Consider the following 16766-nt stretch of genomic DNA (forward strand, 5'->3'; position numbering starts at 1 on the left):
TCCTTGTCTGTTTACGCGGCAGCAGCCGTCGGCAGGGTGAGCGCGCGGCGCTCCATCTGGCGGATCGAAAGATGCATCCACAGGAGCGATGCGACGACGACGGCAAAGAGAAGCAGGAAGCAGCTCGACCACAGGCCGGTCGCGTCCTTGAGCAGGCCGAAGGCGATCGGCAGCACGAAGCCCCCGAGCCCGCCGACCATGCCGACGATGCCGCCGACCGCCCCGACGTTTTCCGGGTAATAGGCCGGGATGTGCTTGTAGACGGCGGCCTTGCCAAGGCTCATGACGAAGCCGAGCACGAAGACCGTGACGATGAAGACGGCAGGCGTAATGCCGAAGCCGTGGCCCTCGCCGGCGGCCGGCAGCGACAGGATCAGTGTTGCCACCGCCGAGATGCCGAGCATCCAGTACATGACGCTACGCGCGCCCTTGCGGTCGGAAAGCACGCCGCCGAAGGCACGGAAGACGCTGCCGGGGATGGAGTAGGCGGCTGCGACCATGCCCGCCACGGCGATATCGAAGCCGTAGACGCCGACGAGATAACGCGGCAGCCACAGCGAGAGGGCGACGAAACCGCCGAAGGCGAAGAAATAGTAGAGCGAGAAACGCCAGACCTGGGCGTTCTTCAGCGGTGCGAACTCCTGGAGCAGGCTGCGCTTCGGCGCTTGCCGCTCGCGGCGGCTGCGGAAGGCCGGATCGTCGCTTGTCGTGAACCAGAAGACGAGTGCCGTGACGACGAGTGCGGCCGCCCAGATCTCGGCAACCGTCTGCCAGCCCCAGGCAATGAGGACGAAGGGCGCCAGGAATTTCGTCACCGCCGCGCCGACATTGCCGGCGCCGAAGATGCCAAGCGCCGTGCCCTGCTTTTCCGGCGGAAAGAAGGGCGAGACATAGGCGACGCCGACCGCGAAAGAGCCGCCGGCAAGACCGATGCCGAGGCCGGCGAGCAGCATCTGCGGATAGGTGGTGGCGTAGGTGAGCAGAAAGGTCGCAAGGGCTGCGGCCAGCATCGTCAGCGTATAGACGAGGCGCCCGCCGTAGCGCCCGGTCCAGACGCCGAGCAGGATGCGCACCAGTGAACCGGTGAGGATGGGCGTGCCGACCAGCAGGCCGAACTGCGCTTCGGTGAGCGCGAGGTCCTGCTTGATGCGGATGCCGATGATGGCGAAGATCGTCCAGACGGCGAAACAGATCGTGAAGGCAAAAGTGGACATCCACAAAGCTGTGGCGGGTTCGCTGGCGGATAATGGCTGCTTGTTCTCAGACATGGCTTCTCCGAGGCCCGACAAGGTCGTGCCGCTCCATCTTGGGGGTGAAAAACAAAAAGCCGCTGGCCAGGTATGCCCGACACGGTTCGCTCCGTGTGCGCAATCCTGATCAGCGGCTTTGCTGGTAGGGCGCCCGTCGTTGGACACCGATCTCTTGGCCCGAGGGCCTGAGAATATAAAAGCAATCAGCGTGCCAGTTTTGGCAAGCTATTGATCTAAAAGAAAAAGTGAAATCGTCGGCCTGGCGTCATCCCGGTGGGTGACATTCCTTGGTGCAGTGCGAAGCCATTTTTTGTGCAATGCGCATAAATTAGGCGTCGCGCATTCAGCCTGCAGACTGGGCAGCGATGTAGGCATCGAGGTCGTCGGGATCGAAGCGTCCGCCATCGAAGAAACCATCCGGCCCGAGCGTCAGCGCGCCCGATGAGCCGACTGGGGTTTCGACGGTCAAGGCGCCTTCCACCTTGGCGCTTGCCGACGGCATGGCGATACCAAGGTGCTTCAATGCGGCGCGGTAGATGTCCGGCCGGTAGGTTTCCGCGGCGATACGCTGGCGCTCTGCCGTGTGCTCGATCTGCCGCCAGCGCACCATCTGGGTGTAGAACCAGAGGGCATGGCTCTTCCAGGGGAAGGTCGCCGCCTTGGCATTCGGAACGAAGAAATCTCTGACCACCCGGACCTCACCGCCGCCGACCGGCAGGGTGCCTTTGAGGGCGGGAAGAAGCAGTTCGGCGTCGCGCCCCACATAGGCAGGCTTTGCCAGAAGGGTCGCGAGTGCCTCGTGGTTATCCGGGCGGGCGCACCAAATTGACGCCTGATGAAGCGCTACGAGCAAGGCGGCCATCGCCTCCGGGTTGGCCTCCCCCCACTTTGCGTTGACGCCAAGCACCTTCTCGGGGCTCGACCGCCAGATCGCCGCCTTGACGGTGGCGAGATGTGCGCCGCGGCGAAGCACGCCGAAGGTGTTCCAGGGCTCGCCGGCGCAATAGCCGTCGATCACGCCTTCGGCGAGCGCATCGCCCATGTCGGGCGGCGGCAGCACGACGATCTCGATATCACGGTCCGGATCGATGCCACTCGCCGCCAGCCAGTAGCGCAGTTCGTAATTGTGCCCGGAATAGGGATGCACGACGGCAAAACGCAGCGGCGCGCCCGCCTGCGTATCGATCGCCTTGCGCAGGGCTGCACCGTTCGCGCGCGCATCGAGATCCGTGGTCGCGCCGTTTTCCGCCATCCTTTGCCAGAGCGCCGGAGACACCGTCACCGCATTGCCGCCGAGACCCAGCGACATCGGCACGATCATTTCAGGGGCAGGCACATTGAGGCCGAGATTGCCGGCGATCGGCATGGGACCGAGAATATGCGCCACATCGACATGGCGAACCGCAAGCCGGTCGCGGATGCTTGCCCAGGAGCGTTCGCGCAGCAGGGTCAGGTCGATCCCCTGTTCTTCGGCAAAGCCCATCTCGCGGGCGACAACGAGCAAGGCGCTGTCGAGGAGCGGCACGAAACCGGCGGTGATGGCGTGGCGCGTCGTCATTCCTTTCCTCCCGGATCGAGCAGGCTTGCCGCCGTGACGAGGCTTTGGGCGATGTCGACGATCTTGCGGTTCTGGTTCATCGCCGTGCGGCGCAGCAGCGCATAGGCCTCTTCCTCGGAGAGCCCGCGCGAGCGCATCAGGAGGCCCTTGGCGCGGTCGATCACCTTGCGGTTTTCCAACTCGCCGCGGGTTTCTTCCAGCTCGCGGTTGAGGCGGGAGAATGCATTGAAGCGGCTGATCGCCATCTTCAGGATGGGGCGCACCCGTTCCTGCTTCAGACCGTCGACGATATAGGCCGAGACCCCGGCCTCGACAGCCGCCTCGATGGAGGCCTCGTCGGACTTGTCGACGAACATCGCGATCGGGCGCTTCACCGCGCGCGAAAGCTGGAAGATGCTTTCCAGCATGTCGCGGTTCGGGTTTTCGAGATCAATCACGATGACGTCGGGATTGAGGTCCGCGATGCGTCGCGCCAGGCCGTGCATATTGTCGATGACGGTCACATGGTCATAGCCCGCGTCGCGCAGTCCGTCCTCGATGATGGCGGCGCGGATGCGATTCTCGTCGATGACCAGGACGTTTAGTCTGCTGTACTGCATGCCACGACCGCATTCTGACCAAGCTTGACCTGCCGTGTCGGCTCTTTTTGCAATGCAGCATGGCGGGTCCGAAAGCAAGGGTGATCTTTCGGATGGCGTTCACGCACAGGCGGGACTGCCAGATACTCGGCGTAGATCGACATGCCGCGGCGCGAGCGCCGCGCTGCGGCAATGAGGAGATCAAGCTCTTCCACGGTCCGTGAAAGTGCCGACCGAAGGCATTTTAGGCTGCAATGAGTTCGTCGGATGGGCCGAAGAACTCATAGTGGACCCGCTCGCTGGAAACGCCTTCCCTGGCAAGAGCCGGGACGAGCGCACGAAGGAACGGTTTGGGGCCACAGAGATAGAATTCGGCATTGGCGATCGGCGTGTGCTTGCGAAGCCATTCCGCGGTGATGAAGCCATCGAAGTCGTGCGACAGCCCCACCGCATCCCCGTTCGCCGGCGCGCTATAGAAGCTGCTGATCGTGATCTTGCCATGTGCATCGGCGAGTTCGCGAACATGCCGATCCATGGCATGCGTGCCGCTGTTCAGCGCGCCGTGGACGAAGTGCGCCTCGAGGTTCGGATGTTCCTCGGCGATCGTCTCGAGAATACTGACCATGGGGGTCAGGCCGACGCCACCCGACAGCAATACGACAGGTGCTTCCGGCGCTTCAGGGAGGAAGAAGTCGCCGGCCGGCGGGGTCGCGCTCAAGACCGTGCCGACGGTCGCCTGATCGTGGAGATATCGGGATCCGCCTTGCCCGTGCGCCTCGCGCTTTACCGAGATGCGGTAGAAGCTGTCGTTCGGCCCGCTGGAGATCGAGTAGTTGCGCTTCATCTCCAGGCCATTGTCCAGTTGGAAGCGAAACGTCAGATATTGGCCGGGTCTGTGGCGCGCAACGCGACCGCCGTCCTTGGGTTTCAGGATAAACGAGGTGACGACGTCGCTCTCGCGAACTTTTGAGGCGATGACGAAATCTCTCCAGCCGTTCCAACCGCCCGAGCGCTCCATCAGTTCGCCGCGTATGGCGGTCTCGCGCTCCTTGAGAATATCGGCCAGGAACCAATAGGCCTCGCCCCATGCGTTGAGGAGCTCAGGGGTCGCCGCACTCCCGAGCACATCCTCGACGGCGGCGAGAAGAGCCTTGGCTACAAAGGGATAGTGCTCTGGAAGGATATGGTAGCCGATGTGCTTGTGGGCGATCCGTTCGACCACCGGGCCAAGCACGCCGAGATTATCGATGTTCTGCGCATAGGCCAGAATGGCGGCGGCAAGCGCGTTAACCTGTGAACCGCCTTCGCCCTGATTGGCGTGGTTGAACAGCGCGCGGATATGATCGTCACGGAAGAGGCGGGCATACATGCTCTTCGTGATTTCCGTTCCGTGGGCCGCGAGCGCCGGAGCGCTGGCTTTCACGATCTGGACAGTCTCGGGGGAGAGTGGTTTCGGCATGATTTTTCCTTTCGGTGGGACGTATCAGTGGGGGCAGGTTGGTGATCCTGGAAATGCAGCCGGCAATTCACCGGGCCCGGTGATCGGGAACTGTGTCCCAATCTCTCGCGGCCGCGAATCCCGCGCTCAAAATCCTGTTAATGCGGACTTCGCCCTGGAAGCATTCGACGATCATCCTGATCTCAGCTCCGGCTACCGTTCGCGCGTTCATCGCAAATGACCCTTAAAGATGTATCTAAAATGCATCTATTCGCTTGCGATCAAAGATGCTAATCAAATGCATGTTTTTTGAACGGACTTTTTGACGCAGATCCCGCGATGAGGCTCACGAAATACACCGACTATGCGATGCGCCTGATGATCTATCTGGGCTCCCAGCCCACTGGGCTCAGCTCCATCCGGGAGATATCCGATACCTTCTCGGTCTCGCAGAACCATATGATGAAAGTGGTTCAAGACCTCGCGAATGCGGGGTTTCTGGAGGCTGTACGCGGCCGGAACGGCGGTATCAGGCTCGCTAGGGCTGCGAACGAAATCAATCTCGGCGCTCTCCTCCGGCACACGGAGGAGTTGTCCGATCTGATCGATTGCCGAGGTTGCCGCATCGCTCCGGCCTGCAGCCTGCCGTCCGTCCTTTCGGAAGCGACGGCCGCCTTCGTCGCGGTCTTCGACAAGTACACGCTCGCGGATCTCGTCGAAAAACGCTCGACGCTCGGCGTGCTCCTGGGTTTCCGGGCAGCGTTGCCGGGCGAAGATTGCAGCCCGCGCGCGTTAGGTCGCCAGTCGCTCGAGGAATAATAACGCCCGGCACCCCAATGACTCGCCGCGGCCTGCTACTTCACGTCCGATTTGAGGTTGCGCCGCTTTGCTGGGGCGAACCTGGCAGTGGCCGGAGCCCGCCTGAGCATCAGATCGGCAGCAGCGCGTCCGGCTTGACGTCGCCGACCGAGGCGTAGGTGTGCGTCTCCCTGACGCCGGGCAGGGGCAAAATCACCCGTTCGAGAAAATCCTGGAATAGCGACATGTCGGCAATGCGCGCCTTCACCAGATAGTCGAACCCGCCGATCACCATGTGGCATTCCAGAACTTCCGGCGCCTTTGCAACAGCGTCAGAGAAGCGCTCGAAGATATGCGGGGCGGTATGGTCGAGGCGCACCTGGATGAAGACGACGGTGCCCCGGCCGATCTTCTTCGGATCGAGGATCGCTCGCACGGCCTTCACGTAACCCTCGCGGAAGAGGCGCTTCACGCGCTGGCTCGTGCCCGTTGGCGACAGGCCGACACGCTCTGCCAGCTCCAGTGTGGTCCGCCGGCCATCTTCCTGCAGCAATCTCAACAAGGTGCGATCGATGGTGTCGAGGCCTGCAATTTCGTTCTTCACGCTATTTGGTTCATGAAAGAGTGATAATCGCTTAGATTCATTGAAATCAGTGTATTTTGACGCGGCCGTTCGCGCAATACGGTGCTTCTGTCGAAGCCGCCGGGTAAGGCTTCCGCAATGTGGAGAGACGGGCGTGCAAAGTGTTACGATGGGGGAGGGCGACCGCAGCCGGCGGCTGGCGATATGGGCAGGGGTGGCGGTCGTCGCAATCACCACCTTACAGTTCGTGGCCGCCCGGTTCAGTCTGCGCGAGCATCTGACCGCCGCCGACATCGTCACCTTGCGGTTCTCTGGCGCCGCCCTGGCCTTCCTGCCGGTGTTCCTCAGCCTCGGCTTGCCGAAGTTGATGCAGCTTGGCTGGCGCAAGGCAACCGTGCTGGCGCTGCTGACGGGGCTGCCCTATCCGCTGATCATCAACCAGGGACTTTCGCTGGCACCGGTCGCCCATGCGGCAGCACTCTCTCCCGCCGTAATCGTCTTCTTCTCGTTCCTGTTTTCCCGTCTCGTCTTCAAGGACAAGGCCTCCGGCACGCGCCTTGCTGGCGTTGCCACGGTCATTGCCGGCCTTTTGCTGTTCGTGCTCCAATCGGGCGTCGCCGACGCCGGGACATTGCGCGGTGATCTGTTGTTCGCCGTTTCGGGGTTGATGTTTGCCACCTTTGCGGTGCTGGTGCGGCTATGGTCCGTCGACGCCGTGACGGCGACGATCGCAGTAGTGTTCTTCTCCTGTCTGCCGTTGCCCTCGCTGCACATTCTGGCGCCCAGCGGGCTCGCTGCCGCCTCTTTCACCGAAATTGCCACGCAATTCGTCATCCAAGGCTTTCTCGCCGGAGCGCTCGCGAGCGTTCTCTACACCTATGTCATCCGTCAATTGGGTCCGCAGCCTGCGTCGCTGTTCATGCCGTGCGTCCCGGTGACGACGACCGCGGCGGGGGTCGTCGTTCTCGGTGAAGTTCCGACGCTGCTTCAGGTCGTTGCCATTGCCGTCATCACGTTCGGCATGGTCTTCCCGATCCTGAAAAGGGCGTAGGCCGGGCCGGCGACCGGCCTATTTCTGCGCCTGCTCGGCCGGCATCGGTTTGACCGGTGCGCCCGGGAAAATTTTCTGCAGGTTTCCCGCGATTACCTGGTCGCCCTCCGAAACCCCTGACGTCAGGCCGATGAGGTCGCCGCTCGTCGGCCCGAGGGTGACGAGCCGCTGCTCGACCGTTTCCCCCTTGCCGACGACATAGATGTATTTGCCGAGCTGGCTCGAGCCGAGCGCCGTTTCCGGCACCATCAGCACGTTCGGCTCGTCGCGGATCTTCAGCCGGACGCGGACATATTGGCCGGGCAGCAGGGAAAGATCAGTATTGTCGATCGTCACGCGCGCCACCACCGTTCCGGTATTTCCCTCGACCGTGTTGTTGATGAAGGTGAGGTCGCCGCGATAGCGCGGTTCCTTGTCGCCAGGCAAAAGCACTTCCGCCTGCACTTTCCCCTTCGCCCGGGCCTTCTGGATGTCGGCGAGTTCTGTTTCGCTCGGGTTGAAGGAAACATAGATCGGCGAAAGCTGCACGAGGTTGTTGAGCGGTGTCCCGGCGGTGTTGCTGACAAGCGTTCCCTCCGGCGCCTGGTCGCGGCCGAGCCGGCCGGCAAAGGGCGCGTGGATTTCGGTGTAGTCGAAATTGATCTCGGCGGTGCGCACCGCCGCCCGCGACATCTCCAGTGCCGCTTCGGCCTGGTGCACAGCACTCTGGCGCTGATCGAAGCTGTCCTTATCGAGGTAACCCGTCGTGGCCAGTTCGTTGCCGCGGTTGAGATTGGAGCGGAGATAGGCGAGCGACGCCTGGTCGCGCTCGACCTGGGCCTTTGCCTGATCGAGCGCTGCCCGATAATCGCGCGGGTCGATCCGATAGAGCAGATCACCTTCCTTCACATCCGAACCGTCGGGCACCGCCTGCGACTCGATATAGCCCGTGATCTTGGCGCGGAGCGTCACGTTGCGGATCGCTTCGGTGCGTGCCGAATAGTCGAGATAGATCGGAATGGTTTTCTTGACGACCGAGGCGACGGGAACGGGCATAGCCTGTTGCGGCGGACCCACCGCCGCACCGGCGTCGCCGCCCTTCAGCTCGAAGCCGCCGTTCTTGTAGTGATAGGCCGCAGCAAGGGCGGCGACCACGACCGCTGCGGCAAGGACCAGTCTCGAACCACGCATGTCAGGCTCCAATTCCTATTCCGCCGCCTCCGGCTCGTGACGCTGGCCGATCGGCTGCGAGGACGTGCCTTCGCGCCATTTTTCGATGACCGCGTAGAAGACCGGGACGAAAATGAGTGTGAGGATCGTCGCCGCCAGCATGCCGCCGAAGACGGTGGTGCCGATTGACTGGCGGCTGGCAGCACCTGCGCCCCTGGCATACATCAGCGGCAGCACGCCGAGAATGAAGGCGAAGGCCGTCATCAGGATCGGCCGCAGCCGGAGACGCGCCGCTTCCGCGGCGGCTGCGACGACGTCGAGCCCTTCCTCGCGTCGGCGTCTTGCGAACTCGACGATCAGGATGGCGTTCTTGGCGGCAAGTCCGACCAGCATCACGAAACCGATCTGCGAATAGACGTCGATCTGCATACCGCGCAGCCAGAGCGCCGAGAGCGCGCCCAAAAGCGCGAGCGGCACTGACAGCAGCACCATGAAAGGCATCGACCAGCTTTCATACTGGGCGGCCAGGATCAGGAAGCAGAAGACGAGGGCGAGCGCAAAGACGAGCGCGGCGATCGAGCCTGCCCGGATCTCCTGATAAGTAATGCCGGTCCACTCGAATGTGTAGTCCCTGGGCAGCGTCGTTTTTGCCACCCGCTCCATCGCCGCCACCGCCTGGCTCGAGCTGAAGCCGGGTGCTGCCGCACCGTTGATCAGCGCCGAGGGGTAATTGTTGTAGTGGGTGATGGTCTCCGGGCCGACCGTCGGCTTGAAGGTTCCTAGCGTATTGAGCGGCACCATTTCCCCCTCAGTGTTGCGCACGTAGAGACGAGAGAGATCGGTGGCCGAGGCGCGTGCGCCCTGATCGGCCTGCAGCGTCACGCGGAAGGTGCGGCCGAAGATGTTGAAGTCGTTGACATAGAGCGAGCCGAAATAGATCTGCAGCGTGCTGAAGATATCCGGAAGGCTCAGGCCCAGCAGCTTTGCCTTGTCGCGGTCGAGGTCATAGTTGAACTGTGGGCTCGAGGTGCTGAAGGTGGTGAACAGCTGGTAGGGATTGATTTCCGGCTGCTTGCGCGCCTCGGCGATCAGCGCCTGCGTCGCGTCGTTCAGCGCCTCGGCGCTGCGGCCGGCAAGGTCCTCCACCTGGAACTCGAAGCCACCGGTAGCACCTAGCCCCTGGATCGACGGCGGGTCGAAGGCGAGCACCAGCGCGTCCGGGATCTGCAGCAGTTGCGGCATCACCGCTTCACGCAGCGCCGAGGCGCCTTGTTCGGGCGGCCGCTCGTCCCATGGCTTCAATACGGCGAATTGCACGGCCGAGTTTGACTGGGCGGCGAAGGACAGGAAGTTGAAGCCGACGACCGAACCGACGAAATCGACGCCGGCGGTGCCGCGCAGGATCTCTTCGGATCGCCGCGCGACCGCCTCGGTGCGTTCGAGCGAGGCACCATCGGGCAACTGGATGACGACGAAGAAATAGCCCTGGTCCTCGACCGGCAGGAAGGTCGAGGGGATCCGCTGCCATAGCGCATATGTCGAGGCGATCGCGGCGAGGAAGACGGCAAACAGCGCCCAGCGCCAGCGCACGAGCCCGGCGACGCTGCGCGCATAACCGTGCGACAGGGCGTGAAAACCGCTGTTGAACCAGCGGAAGAGGGCAAAACGCGGCTCGCCGCGATAGCGTAGGAACGCGGCGCTCAGCGCCGGACTGAGGGTCAGCGAGTTGAAGGCGGAAAAAGCGACGGAGATCGCGACCGTCAGCGCAAACTGGTTGTAGAGGCTGCCGGCGACGCCCGGAATGAAGGCGACGGGGATGAAGACGGCCAGCAGCACCGCGGTCGTCGCGATGATCGGGCCGGTCACCTCCTGCATCGCCTTTTTGGTGGCCTCGAGCGGCGGCAGCCCGGCCTCCAGCTGGCGTTCGACGTTCTCGACGACGACGATCGCGTCGTCGACCACAAGCCCGATGGCAAGCACCATGCCGAGCAGGCTCAGCATGTTGAGCGAGAAGCCGAAGAGATACATGACGACCAGCGTCGCGATCAACGAAACCGGAATGGCGATCGTAGGGATGATCGTCGTGCGCAGGTTTTGCAGGAAGATGAAGACGACGAAGACGACGAGGGCGAGCGCCTCGAGCAGCGTGAACACGACATCCTTCATCGCCGCCGAGACGAAACGCGTGGTGTCGTAGAACATGTGGTAGGCGATGCCCGCGGGGAAGCGCTGCGACAGCTCGTCCATCTTCGCCTGCACGCGGGCCTGCAGGTCGAGCGCGTTGGAGCCCGGTGCCTGGAAGACGGCAAGCACGACGCTTTCCTTGCCGTTGAAGGTGACCGACGAGGAATAGAGCAGCGCGCCGAGCTCGATGCGCGCCACATCGCGCAGCCGCGTCGTTGCCCCCGTCGTCTGGTCGGCGCGCAGCACGATGTCGCCGAACTGGGACGGGTCGCTCAAGCGTCCGAGCGCGTTGATCTGCATCTCGAAGGGCGTGCCGGCCGGTGCCGGCGATTGCCCGATCTTGCCGCCGGCGACCTGGATGTTCTGCTCGGCAATGACGTTCTGGACGTCGACGGCGGTAATGCCGAGATTGGCCATGCGATCCGGATCGAGCCAGACGCGCATCGAATAGCGGCGCTCGCCGAAAAGCTGGACGTCGCCAACGCCCGGCAGGCGTTTGAGTGGATCGAGGATCTGCAGGTAGGCGTAGTTGCTGACCGCGGCGAAATCGACCGAATTGTCGGGCGAATCCAGGCTGACGAGCACGGTGAAGTTCGGGATCTGCTTGGCGATGGTCACGCCGGTCTGGTTGACGAGGGCCGGAAGCGAGGAGGCGGCCTGCGAGACGCGGTTCTGCACGTCGAGCGCGGCGACGTCGATCGGATAGCCGACCTCGAAGGAAATGATGATGCGCGACGAGCCGTCGTTCGAGCTGGTCGAGGTCATGTAGAGCATGCCGGGCACGCCGTTGATCTGCTGTTCGAGCGGCGTCGTCACCGTGTCGGCGACCACCTGGGCGCTGGCGCCCGGATAGTTGGCGGCAACGACGATCTGCGGCGGCGTGACGTCGGGAAATTGCGAAATCGGCAGCAGGAAATAGCAGATGCCGCCGGCGAGCGTCATGATGATGGCGATCGCCGATGCGAAGATCGGCCGGTGGATGAAGAAGTCGATCATGGGGCCGATCCTTTGGGAGCGCCACCATCGCAGCAGGCGGCGTGGCGGAAACTCGGCACCGGCACGCCCGCCGCGCGGACCTTGCGGTCAGCGACGGTCTCCCCAGCCTTCAGCCCATCCAGCATGCGCATCATAAGGCTCCAGCACGAGATCATGACGGGCCGATCCGGTCCTAATCACGACGACCAAATCACGAGCGTTATCGAATCTAAAAAGTCTCTGCGGTGTGCGCTCTGGCTAAAAGACGCCTGGCGACCGCGCTCACCGACACTGCGCATGAAATTTTTCTGCAGTTACCGCCGCCGTTTCCGGAAGAGGTCTTTGCCGCAAGCGGATGCTCCTCGATTTGCCACGGTGGCGAAAATGTTACTGGTCGGTAACATCGTCGCATGTTATCGACCAATGACAGGGCGTCAAGGGGCAAGATTTTCCGCGCCGTTCACGCCGGGCCACTGCGATGACAACGGATTTCTGCAAACCATCCCGTCGTTCGCCGCGCGATCGCATCGTCGAGGCGGCGCGTGATCTCTTTCGCCGCCGCGGCATTCGCGGAACCGGCGTCGATGCGATTGCCGATGCTGCCGAGAGCAACAAGATGACGCTCTACCGCCACTTCAGTTCGAAGGACGAGCTGATCGTCGAATGCCTGCGCCATGCGGGAATGGAGATGGATGGCTTCTGGCGCGAACTGGAAGACCAGCACCCGGGCGACGGTCTCGGTCAGCTCAGGGCCTGGGTCCGGCGTATCGCCGAGCACCTCGGCGAGGACAAGTGCCAATGCGAAATGATGAGCGCCGCCGTGCAGCTGACCGATGAGGATCACCCCGGCCGCGAGGTGATCCGCCTCTTCAAGGATGCGCAGCGCGACCGGGTCGTCGAGCTGTGCCGCCGGGCCGGCATCGCCGACGCAGAGCTGCTCGGCGACACGCTGCTGCTGCTGATCGATGGCGCGCGCGCCGCGCAGCAGAGCAGCGGCGCCGAAGGGCCAAGTGCTCGTTTCGCCGAGATCGCCGATGCGGCGATCCTGTCTTTTACCGGCAACAGCACCGCTTCCAAGTAGCGGCCGTTGCCTACCGCTGGGCTGGCCAGTCCGGGTGATGGCTGTCGATCACGAACACATGGGTGTGGCGGTGGCCGCTGCCGACGCGCGTCGCACCGGCAAGATGGGGGTGATCGCCCGCCAGCGCATGATGGGTGTGTTCGATTTCGTCCGGGTCGGGCGCGGGCCAGAGCCGGGCGGCCGCGGCGACGGCGCCGATGGCGATGAGGCCAAGCGCGATGAAGGTCGTGCCGAGCCCGGCGGTAGCGCCGAGCCAGCCGGCCAGCGGATAGGTGATCAGCCAGCAGGCATGCGAAAGGGCGAACTGCGCTGCAAAGAGCGCCGGCCGGTCTTCGGGCTGGGCGGAGCGGCGCAGCAACCGGCCGGACGGCGTCTGGGTCAGCGAGTAGCCGAGACCGATGGCGAGCCACAGCGGCAGCAGAGAAGCGAAATTTGGAACGAGGGGCCCGATGAACAGGCCGGCGACGAGGATCGTCGCCCCGGAAAACATTGCGAAACGGTCGGGCGTCCTGTCGAGCAGGCGCGGCAGCATCAGCGCGGCAATCATCGAGCCGCAGCCAAAGGCGGCAAGCGCGATCGCCGTGTCGGTCTGGGTAAGGTCGAAGCCGGCCTGAACCAGCACCACCGTGTTGACGATGACCATCGAACCCGCCGCCGAGACCGCGAGATTGAGCGCGAGCAGGCCGCGCAGCCGTGGCGTCGAGAGATAAATGCGCAGACCCCGTGTCGTGCGGTCGTAGATACCGCGCCGTTCCGCAGCCTTCGGGCTTGGCAGCGCGACGGACACGACGAAGGCGGCCGAGGCGAGGAAGCCGATCACCGTGCCGGCAAACAGGTCGTGGAAACTGACGACGGTAAGCAGTGCCGCGGCGAGCATCGGGCTTGCGACGCTTTCGAGATCATAGGCAAGCCGCGAGAGCGACAGGGCGCGCGTGTATTCCTTTTCATCCGGCAGCACGTCGGGAATGGTCGCCTGGAAGGTGGGGGTAAAGGCGGCCGAGGCCGACTGCAGCACGAAGATCAGGACATAGACCTGCCAGATCTCGGTCACGAACGGCAGGAACAGCGCCACGGCGGCGCGCACCAGATCGAGGCTGACGAGCATGGCACGGCGTGGAAGCCGTTCGGCGAAGGCGGCGGCGATCGGCGCTACGCCGACATAGGCGATCATCTTGATCGCGAGCGCCGTCCCGAGCACCGCGCCCGCTTCGGCGCCGGCCAGATCATAGGCGAGAAGGCCAAGCGCGACGGTTGCGAGGCCGGTACCGATCAGCGCGATCACCTGCGCCAGGAACAGGTGGCGATAGGTGCGGTTTGCGAGGATCTGCAGCATGATGATTGGGCCTCGCTCGGTGGCGGTTTGTGGCAGCGGATTTGCTGCTCAGAGGTATTTCGTGATCGCCTTGAACTCGTCGATGGAGTGGCGCTGCTCGTGCGGAAGCGCCCCGATCGTGTCTTCAAGGCAATGGTCCAGGTGATCCTGGATCAGGGTTCGCTTCGCCTGGCTGATCGCCTTCTCCACTGCGTGGAGCTGCTGGGCGATGTCGAGGCAGGAGCGGCCGCCTTCGATCATGGTGATGACGCTCTTCAGGTGTCCCTCCGCGCGTTTCAGCCGCTTGACGATCTCGGGATGGGTGTCGTGTCTGTGCTCGCTCATGTCATATCCTATCCCCCTGGATAGGATATTTCAAGGGAGTGATTTTTCGATGGTTGCTGCGGTGTCCGAAGGCGGGCGGTGCTTTCGTCTCTCATCTTCACGTCCAGCACATCTGAGACGCGCGTCGCCGCGTTCCCTCATGTGACGCACCTATGCCACGCGACAGGGCGGGGCAGAGGTTTGGCGGTGTTATCCGGCGCGCCGATGCGGGAGCCGGCCGCACTTTCACCGGGAGGACTGGATTCGCGAGGAGCCTGCTACGGGACAGTTGAAACCGCTGCCGCTGAAGGAAGGGTCGGAGCGTTGGGGCGCCATTTATCTGGTCTATCCGGATCCAGATGCGGCGGGACCGGGCGCCCAGCGCCTGGGCGAAATCATCAGGCACGAGGCACGCGCCTGGCGCAATAGTCGTCCGTCTGCGCGTCTTTCCGGAATGTGCCCGCCGTTGCTTTAGGCCAGCCTCTTCGAGAGGCCGCGGCGGCCGCGCTCCATCACCACCCCGTGGTTCCAGCGAAAGACGGGTCTGAGGATAAAGGAAAGACGGACCATCCAGGGCTTCGTGACTGTCACGATCCAGTCATAGCGAACGCGGCAAGCGCTGGCTTCGCCTTGCAGGGTCCAGCGGCCGATGCCGTCGAGTTCACCCAAGGCCCGGCCTTCGATGAAGAGAGGCGGCTCGACTTTGGTGGTCTCGATGTCGAAGACCAGTTCGTAGGGGAGTGCCGTCGACCAGCGCATGCGCCTGACGGCGCCGACACCATGTTCGTCCCCCTCGTTTAGCAGCGTAACCTGCTTCACCGATGGCCACCACTCGGGCCAGCGTTCCGGCGTGCTGAGTTCACGCCACACGTCTTCAAGCTGGGAGGCGATCGTCCATTCGGTGACGAGATGAAAGTTGGTCGACGACATCGCTGATCCCTCAACAGGCGGAACGCCTGAAGTATAACACGGCATGCGGACCTTGCGGCCCGCATGCGTCGTTTCACGCCGTCAGGCAGCGCGGGCAGCGGCGCCAAGCGGTTCCAGGTCGTCGAGCACCTTGTCGCCGTTGTAGACGGTCTCGTCGAGAATGCCTTCGCGCTTGGCGACGATCGTCGGCACGAGCGCCTGACCGGCGACGTTAACCGCCGTGCGGCCCATGTCGAGGATCGGGTCGATGGCGAGCAGCAGGCCGACGCCTTCGAGCGGCAGGCCGAGCGTTGAAAGCGTCAGCGTCAGCATGACAGTCGCGCCGGTGAGGCCGGCGGTTGCGGCAGAGCCGAGCACCGAGACGAAGACGATCAGCACATATTCCTGGATGCCGAGCGGCAGGCCGAAGAACTGCGCGATGAAGATCGCCGAGATGGCCGGGTAGATCGCGGCGCAGCCGTCCATCTTGGTGGTGGCGCCGAGCGGCACGGCGAAGGCGGCATATTCGCGCGGCACGCCGAGGCTCTTTTCGGTCACTGTTTCGGTAACGGGCAGGGTGCCGACGGAGGAGCGTGAAACGAAGGCGAGCTGGATCGCCGGCCAGGCGCCGGCAAAGAAGCGCGAGGGCCTCAGGCCGTGGCCGACGAGCAGCGCCGGGTAGACGACAAAGAGCACGATCGCAAGGCCGATATAGACGGCAGCGGTGTACCAGCCGAGCTGCGCCAGCGTTTCCCAGCCGTACTGGGCAACGGCGCGACCGAGCAGGCCGATCGTGCCGATCGGCGTCAGCCGGATAACCCACCAGAGGACCTTGCGCACAATCGCGAGAAGCGACTGGTTGAAGGCGAGGAACGGCTTGGCAGCATCGCCCACCTTCAGCGCCGCGGCGCCGACGGCGATCGAAACGACGAGGATCTGCAGCACGTTGAAATTGAGCGAGGTGGTGGCACCCGTGTCGGTGACCTTGGTGCTGGCTTCAAGGCCGAGCATGTTGGCGGGCACGAGGCCCTTCAGGAAATCGAGCCACGAGCCGGAATAGGAGGGGGCCTTGGCAGCTTCCTGCGAAACGGCCGAACCGATGCCCGGCTGAATGATCAGGCCGAGTGCGATGGCGATGACGACGGCGATGAGAGAGGTGATCGCGAACCAGAGCAGCGTCTGCCACACGAGCTTGGCGGCATTCTGCAGCGTCGCCAGGTTGGCGATCGAGGCGACGATGGCGGTAAAGACGAGCGGCGGTACGAGCGCACGCAGAAGCTGGACGAAGATCGAGCCGATCGTCTGCAGGGTGACCGTCAGCCAGTTGGCATTGCCGCTGGCATCGACGCCCATATTGCGGGCGATGAGGCCGAGCAGCAGGCCGATGACCATGGCCGCCAGGACTTGGAACCCGAAGGAAGCATAGATCGGCTTTGGTGAGGATTGGGTGGTTGCTTGGGACACGTCTTTCACTCTCATTGTGTGGCGGCGGCCACATTTTTAGGCAATGGCCGCCGCAAGTGCCCGAAAAATAGTCGAGTATTCTGGTCGAGATAAGAAAACCTTTGGCTCGAAA

Annotated in this window: 15 protein-coding genes; 3 read left to right on the forward strand and 12 right to left on the reverse strand. The window is 63.5% G+C overall.

Annotated elements, in window-relative coordinates; genetic code table 11:
- Positions 1-11 precede the first annotated feature (11 nt).
- From AC3WVQ_RS20830 to hmpA, 4 genes are all read right to left on the reverse strand, one after another.
- Positions 12-1268, reverse strand: coding sequence for an MFS transporter (locus AC3WVQ_RS20830; RefSeq protein ID WP_112985563.1), 1257 nt, complete (start codon positions 1266-1268; stop codon positions 12-14).
- 325 nt (positions 1269-1593) lie between these two features.
- Positions 1594-2808 carry a CmpA/NrtA family ABC transporter substrate-binding protein gene (locus AC3WVQ_RS20835; protein WP_192356941.1) on the reverse strand — a complete coding sequence of 405 codons (1215 nt, stop codon included), beginning with the start codon at positions 2806-2808 and terminating at the stop codon, positions 1594-1596.
- Entirely contained in the window at positions 2805-3407 is a 603-nt protein-coding gene (locus AC3WVQ_RS20840; RefSeq protein WP_060528979.1) for an ANTAR domain-containing response regulator, read from the reverse strand. Before AC3WVQ_RS20840 ends, AC3WVQ_RS20835 begins: the two co-directional genes overlap by 4 nt.
- A gap of 223 nt (positions 3408-3630) precedes the next feature.
- Positions 3631-4845, reverse strand: coding sequence for an NO-inducible flavohemoprotein (gene hmpA, locus AC3WVQ_RS20845; protein WP_192356940.1), 1215 nt, complete (start codon positions 4843-4845; stop codon positions 3631-3633).
- 288 nt (positions 4846-5133) lie between these two features.
- On the opposite strand from hmpA, the gene AC3WVQ_RS20850 reads away from it, so the two are divergent.
- Positions 5134-5643: an Rrf2 family transcriptional regulator gene (locus tag AC3WVQ_RS20850; protein ID WP_404524521.1), complete on the forward strand. Its 510-nt coding sequence runs from the start codon at positions 5134-5136 to the stop codon at positions 5641-5643.
- A 109-nt stretch (positions 5644-5752) separates the two neighbouring features.
- Here the strand turns inward: AC3WVQ_RS20850 and AC3WVQ_RS20855 are convergent, their stop codons facing one another.
- Positions 5753-6214 (reverse strand): Lrp/AsnC family transcriptional regulator, encoded by a 462-nt coding sequence (locus tag AC3WVQ_RS20855; RefSeq protein ID WP_089043044.1) that lies wholly within the window; start codon positions 6212-6214, stop codon positions 5753-5755.
- Positions 6215-6359: 145 nt separating this feature from the next.
- On the opposite strand from AC3WVQ_RS20855, the gene AC3WVQ_RS20860 reads away from it, so the two are divergent.
- Positions 6360-7256, forward strand: coding sequence for a DMT family transporter (locus AC3WVQ_RS20860; protein WP_348646563.1), 897 nt, complete (start codon positions 6360-6362; stop codon positions 7254-7256).
- Between the two features lie 18 nt (positions 7257-7274).
- Here the strand turns inward: AC3WVQ_RS20860 and AC3WVQ_RS20865 are convergent, their stop codons facing one another.
- Genes AC3WVQ_RS20865 through AC3WVQ_RS20875 form a run of 3 tightly spaced genes read right to left on the reverse strand, consistent with a single transcriptional unit; the run spans position 7275 to position 11716 of the window.
- Positions 7275-8426 carry an efflux RND transporter periplasmic adaptor subunit gene (locus AC3WVQ_RS20865; protein ID WP_060606087.1) on the reverse strand — a complete coding sequence of 384 codons (1152 nt, stop codon included), beginning with the start codon at positions 8424-8426 and terminating at the stop codon, positions 7275-7277.
- 15 nt (positions 8427-8441) lie between these two features.
- A complete protein-coding gene (locus AC3WVQ_RS20870) occupies positions 8442-11585 on the reverse strand; it encodes an efflux RND transporter permease subunit (RefSeq protein WP_192356939.1) in 3144 nt (1047 codons plus the stop codon).
- Complete coding sequence (locus AC3WVQ_RS20875; protein ID WP_255381203.1) at positions 11582-11716, reverse strand: hypothetical protein; 135 nt, start codon at positions 11714-11716, stop codon at positions 11582-11584. Before AC3WVQ_RS20875 ends, AC3WVQ_RS20870 begins: the two co-directional genes overlap by 4 nt.
- A 326-nt stretch (positions 11717-12042) precedes the next feature.
- Here AC3WVQ_RS20875 and AC3WVQ_RS20880 point away from each other — a divergent pair, with 326 nt between their 5' ends.
- A complete protein-coding gene (locus AC3WVQ_RS20880; RefSeq protein WP_060528976.1) occupies positions 12043-12645 on the forward strand; it encodes a TetR/AcrR family transcriptional regulator in 603 nt (200 codons plus the stop codon).
- Between the two features lie 10 nt (positions 12646-12655).
- Here AC3WVQ_RS20880 and AC3WVQ_RS20885 read toward each other — a convergent pair whose 3' ends face one another.
- The 4 genes from AC3WVQ_RS20885 to AC3WVQ_RS20900 all read right to left on the reverse strand — a co-directional run bounded on the left by AC3WVQ_RS20885 (position 12656) and on the right by AC3WVQ_RS20900 (position 16654).
- Positions 12656-13978, reverse strand: coding sequence for an MFS transporter (locus AC3WVQ_RS20885; protein WP_060528975.1), 1323 nt, complete (start codon positions 13976-13978; stop codon positions 12656-12658).
- A gap of 48 nt (positions 13979-14026) precedes the next feature.
- Positions 14027-14302 (reverse strand): metal-sensing transcriptional repressor, encoded by a 276-nt coding sequence (locus AC3WVQ_RS20890; protein WP_089042985.1) that lies wholly within the window; start codon positions 14300-14302, stop codon positions 14027-14029.
- 450 nt (positions 14303-14752) lie between these two features.
- Positions 14753-15211 (reverse strand): SRPBCC family protein, encoded by a 459-nt coding sequence (locus tag AC3WVQ_RS20895; RefSeq protein ID WP_192356931.1) that lies wholly within the window; start codon positions 15209-15211, stop codon positions 14753-14755.
- A gap of 81 nt (positions 15212-15292) precedes the next feature.
- A complete protein-coding gene (locus AC3WVQ_RS20900; protein WP_034789738.1) occupies positions 15293-16654 on the reverse strand; it encodes a dicarboxylate/amino acid:cation symporter in 1362 nt (453 codons plus the stop codon).
- Between the last annotated feature and the right edge of the window lie 112 nt (positions 16655-16766).

This window comes from Ensifer sp. EB106-05-01-XG146, from assembly GCF_058791875.1.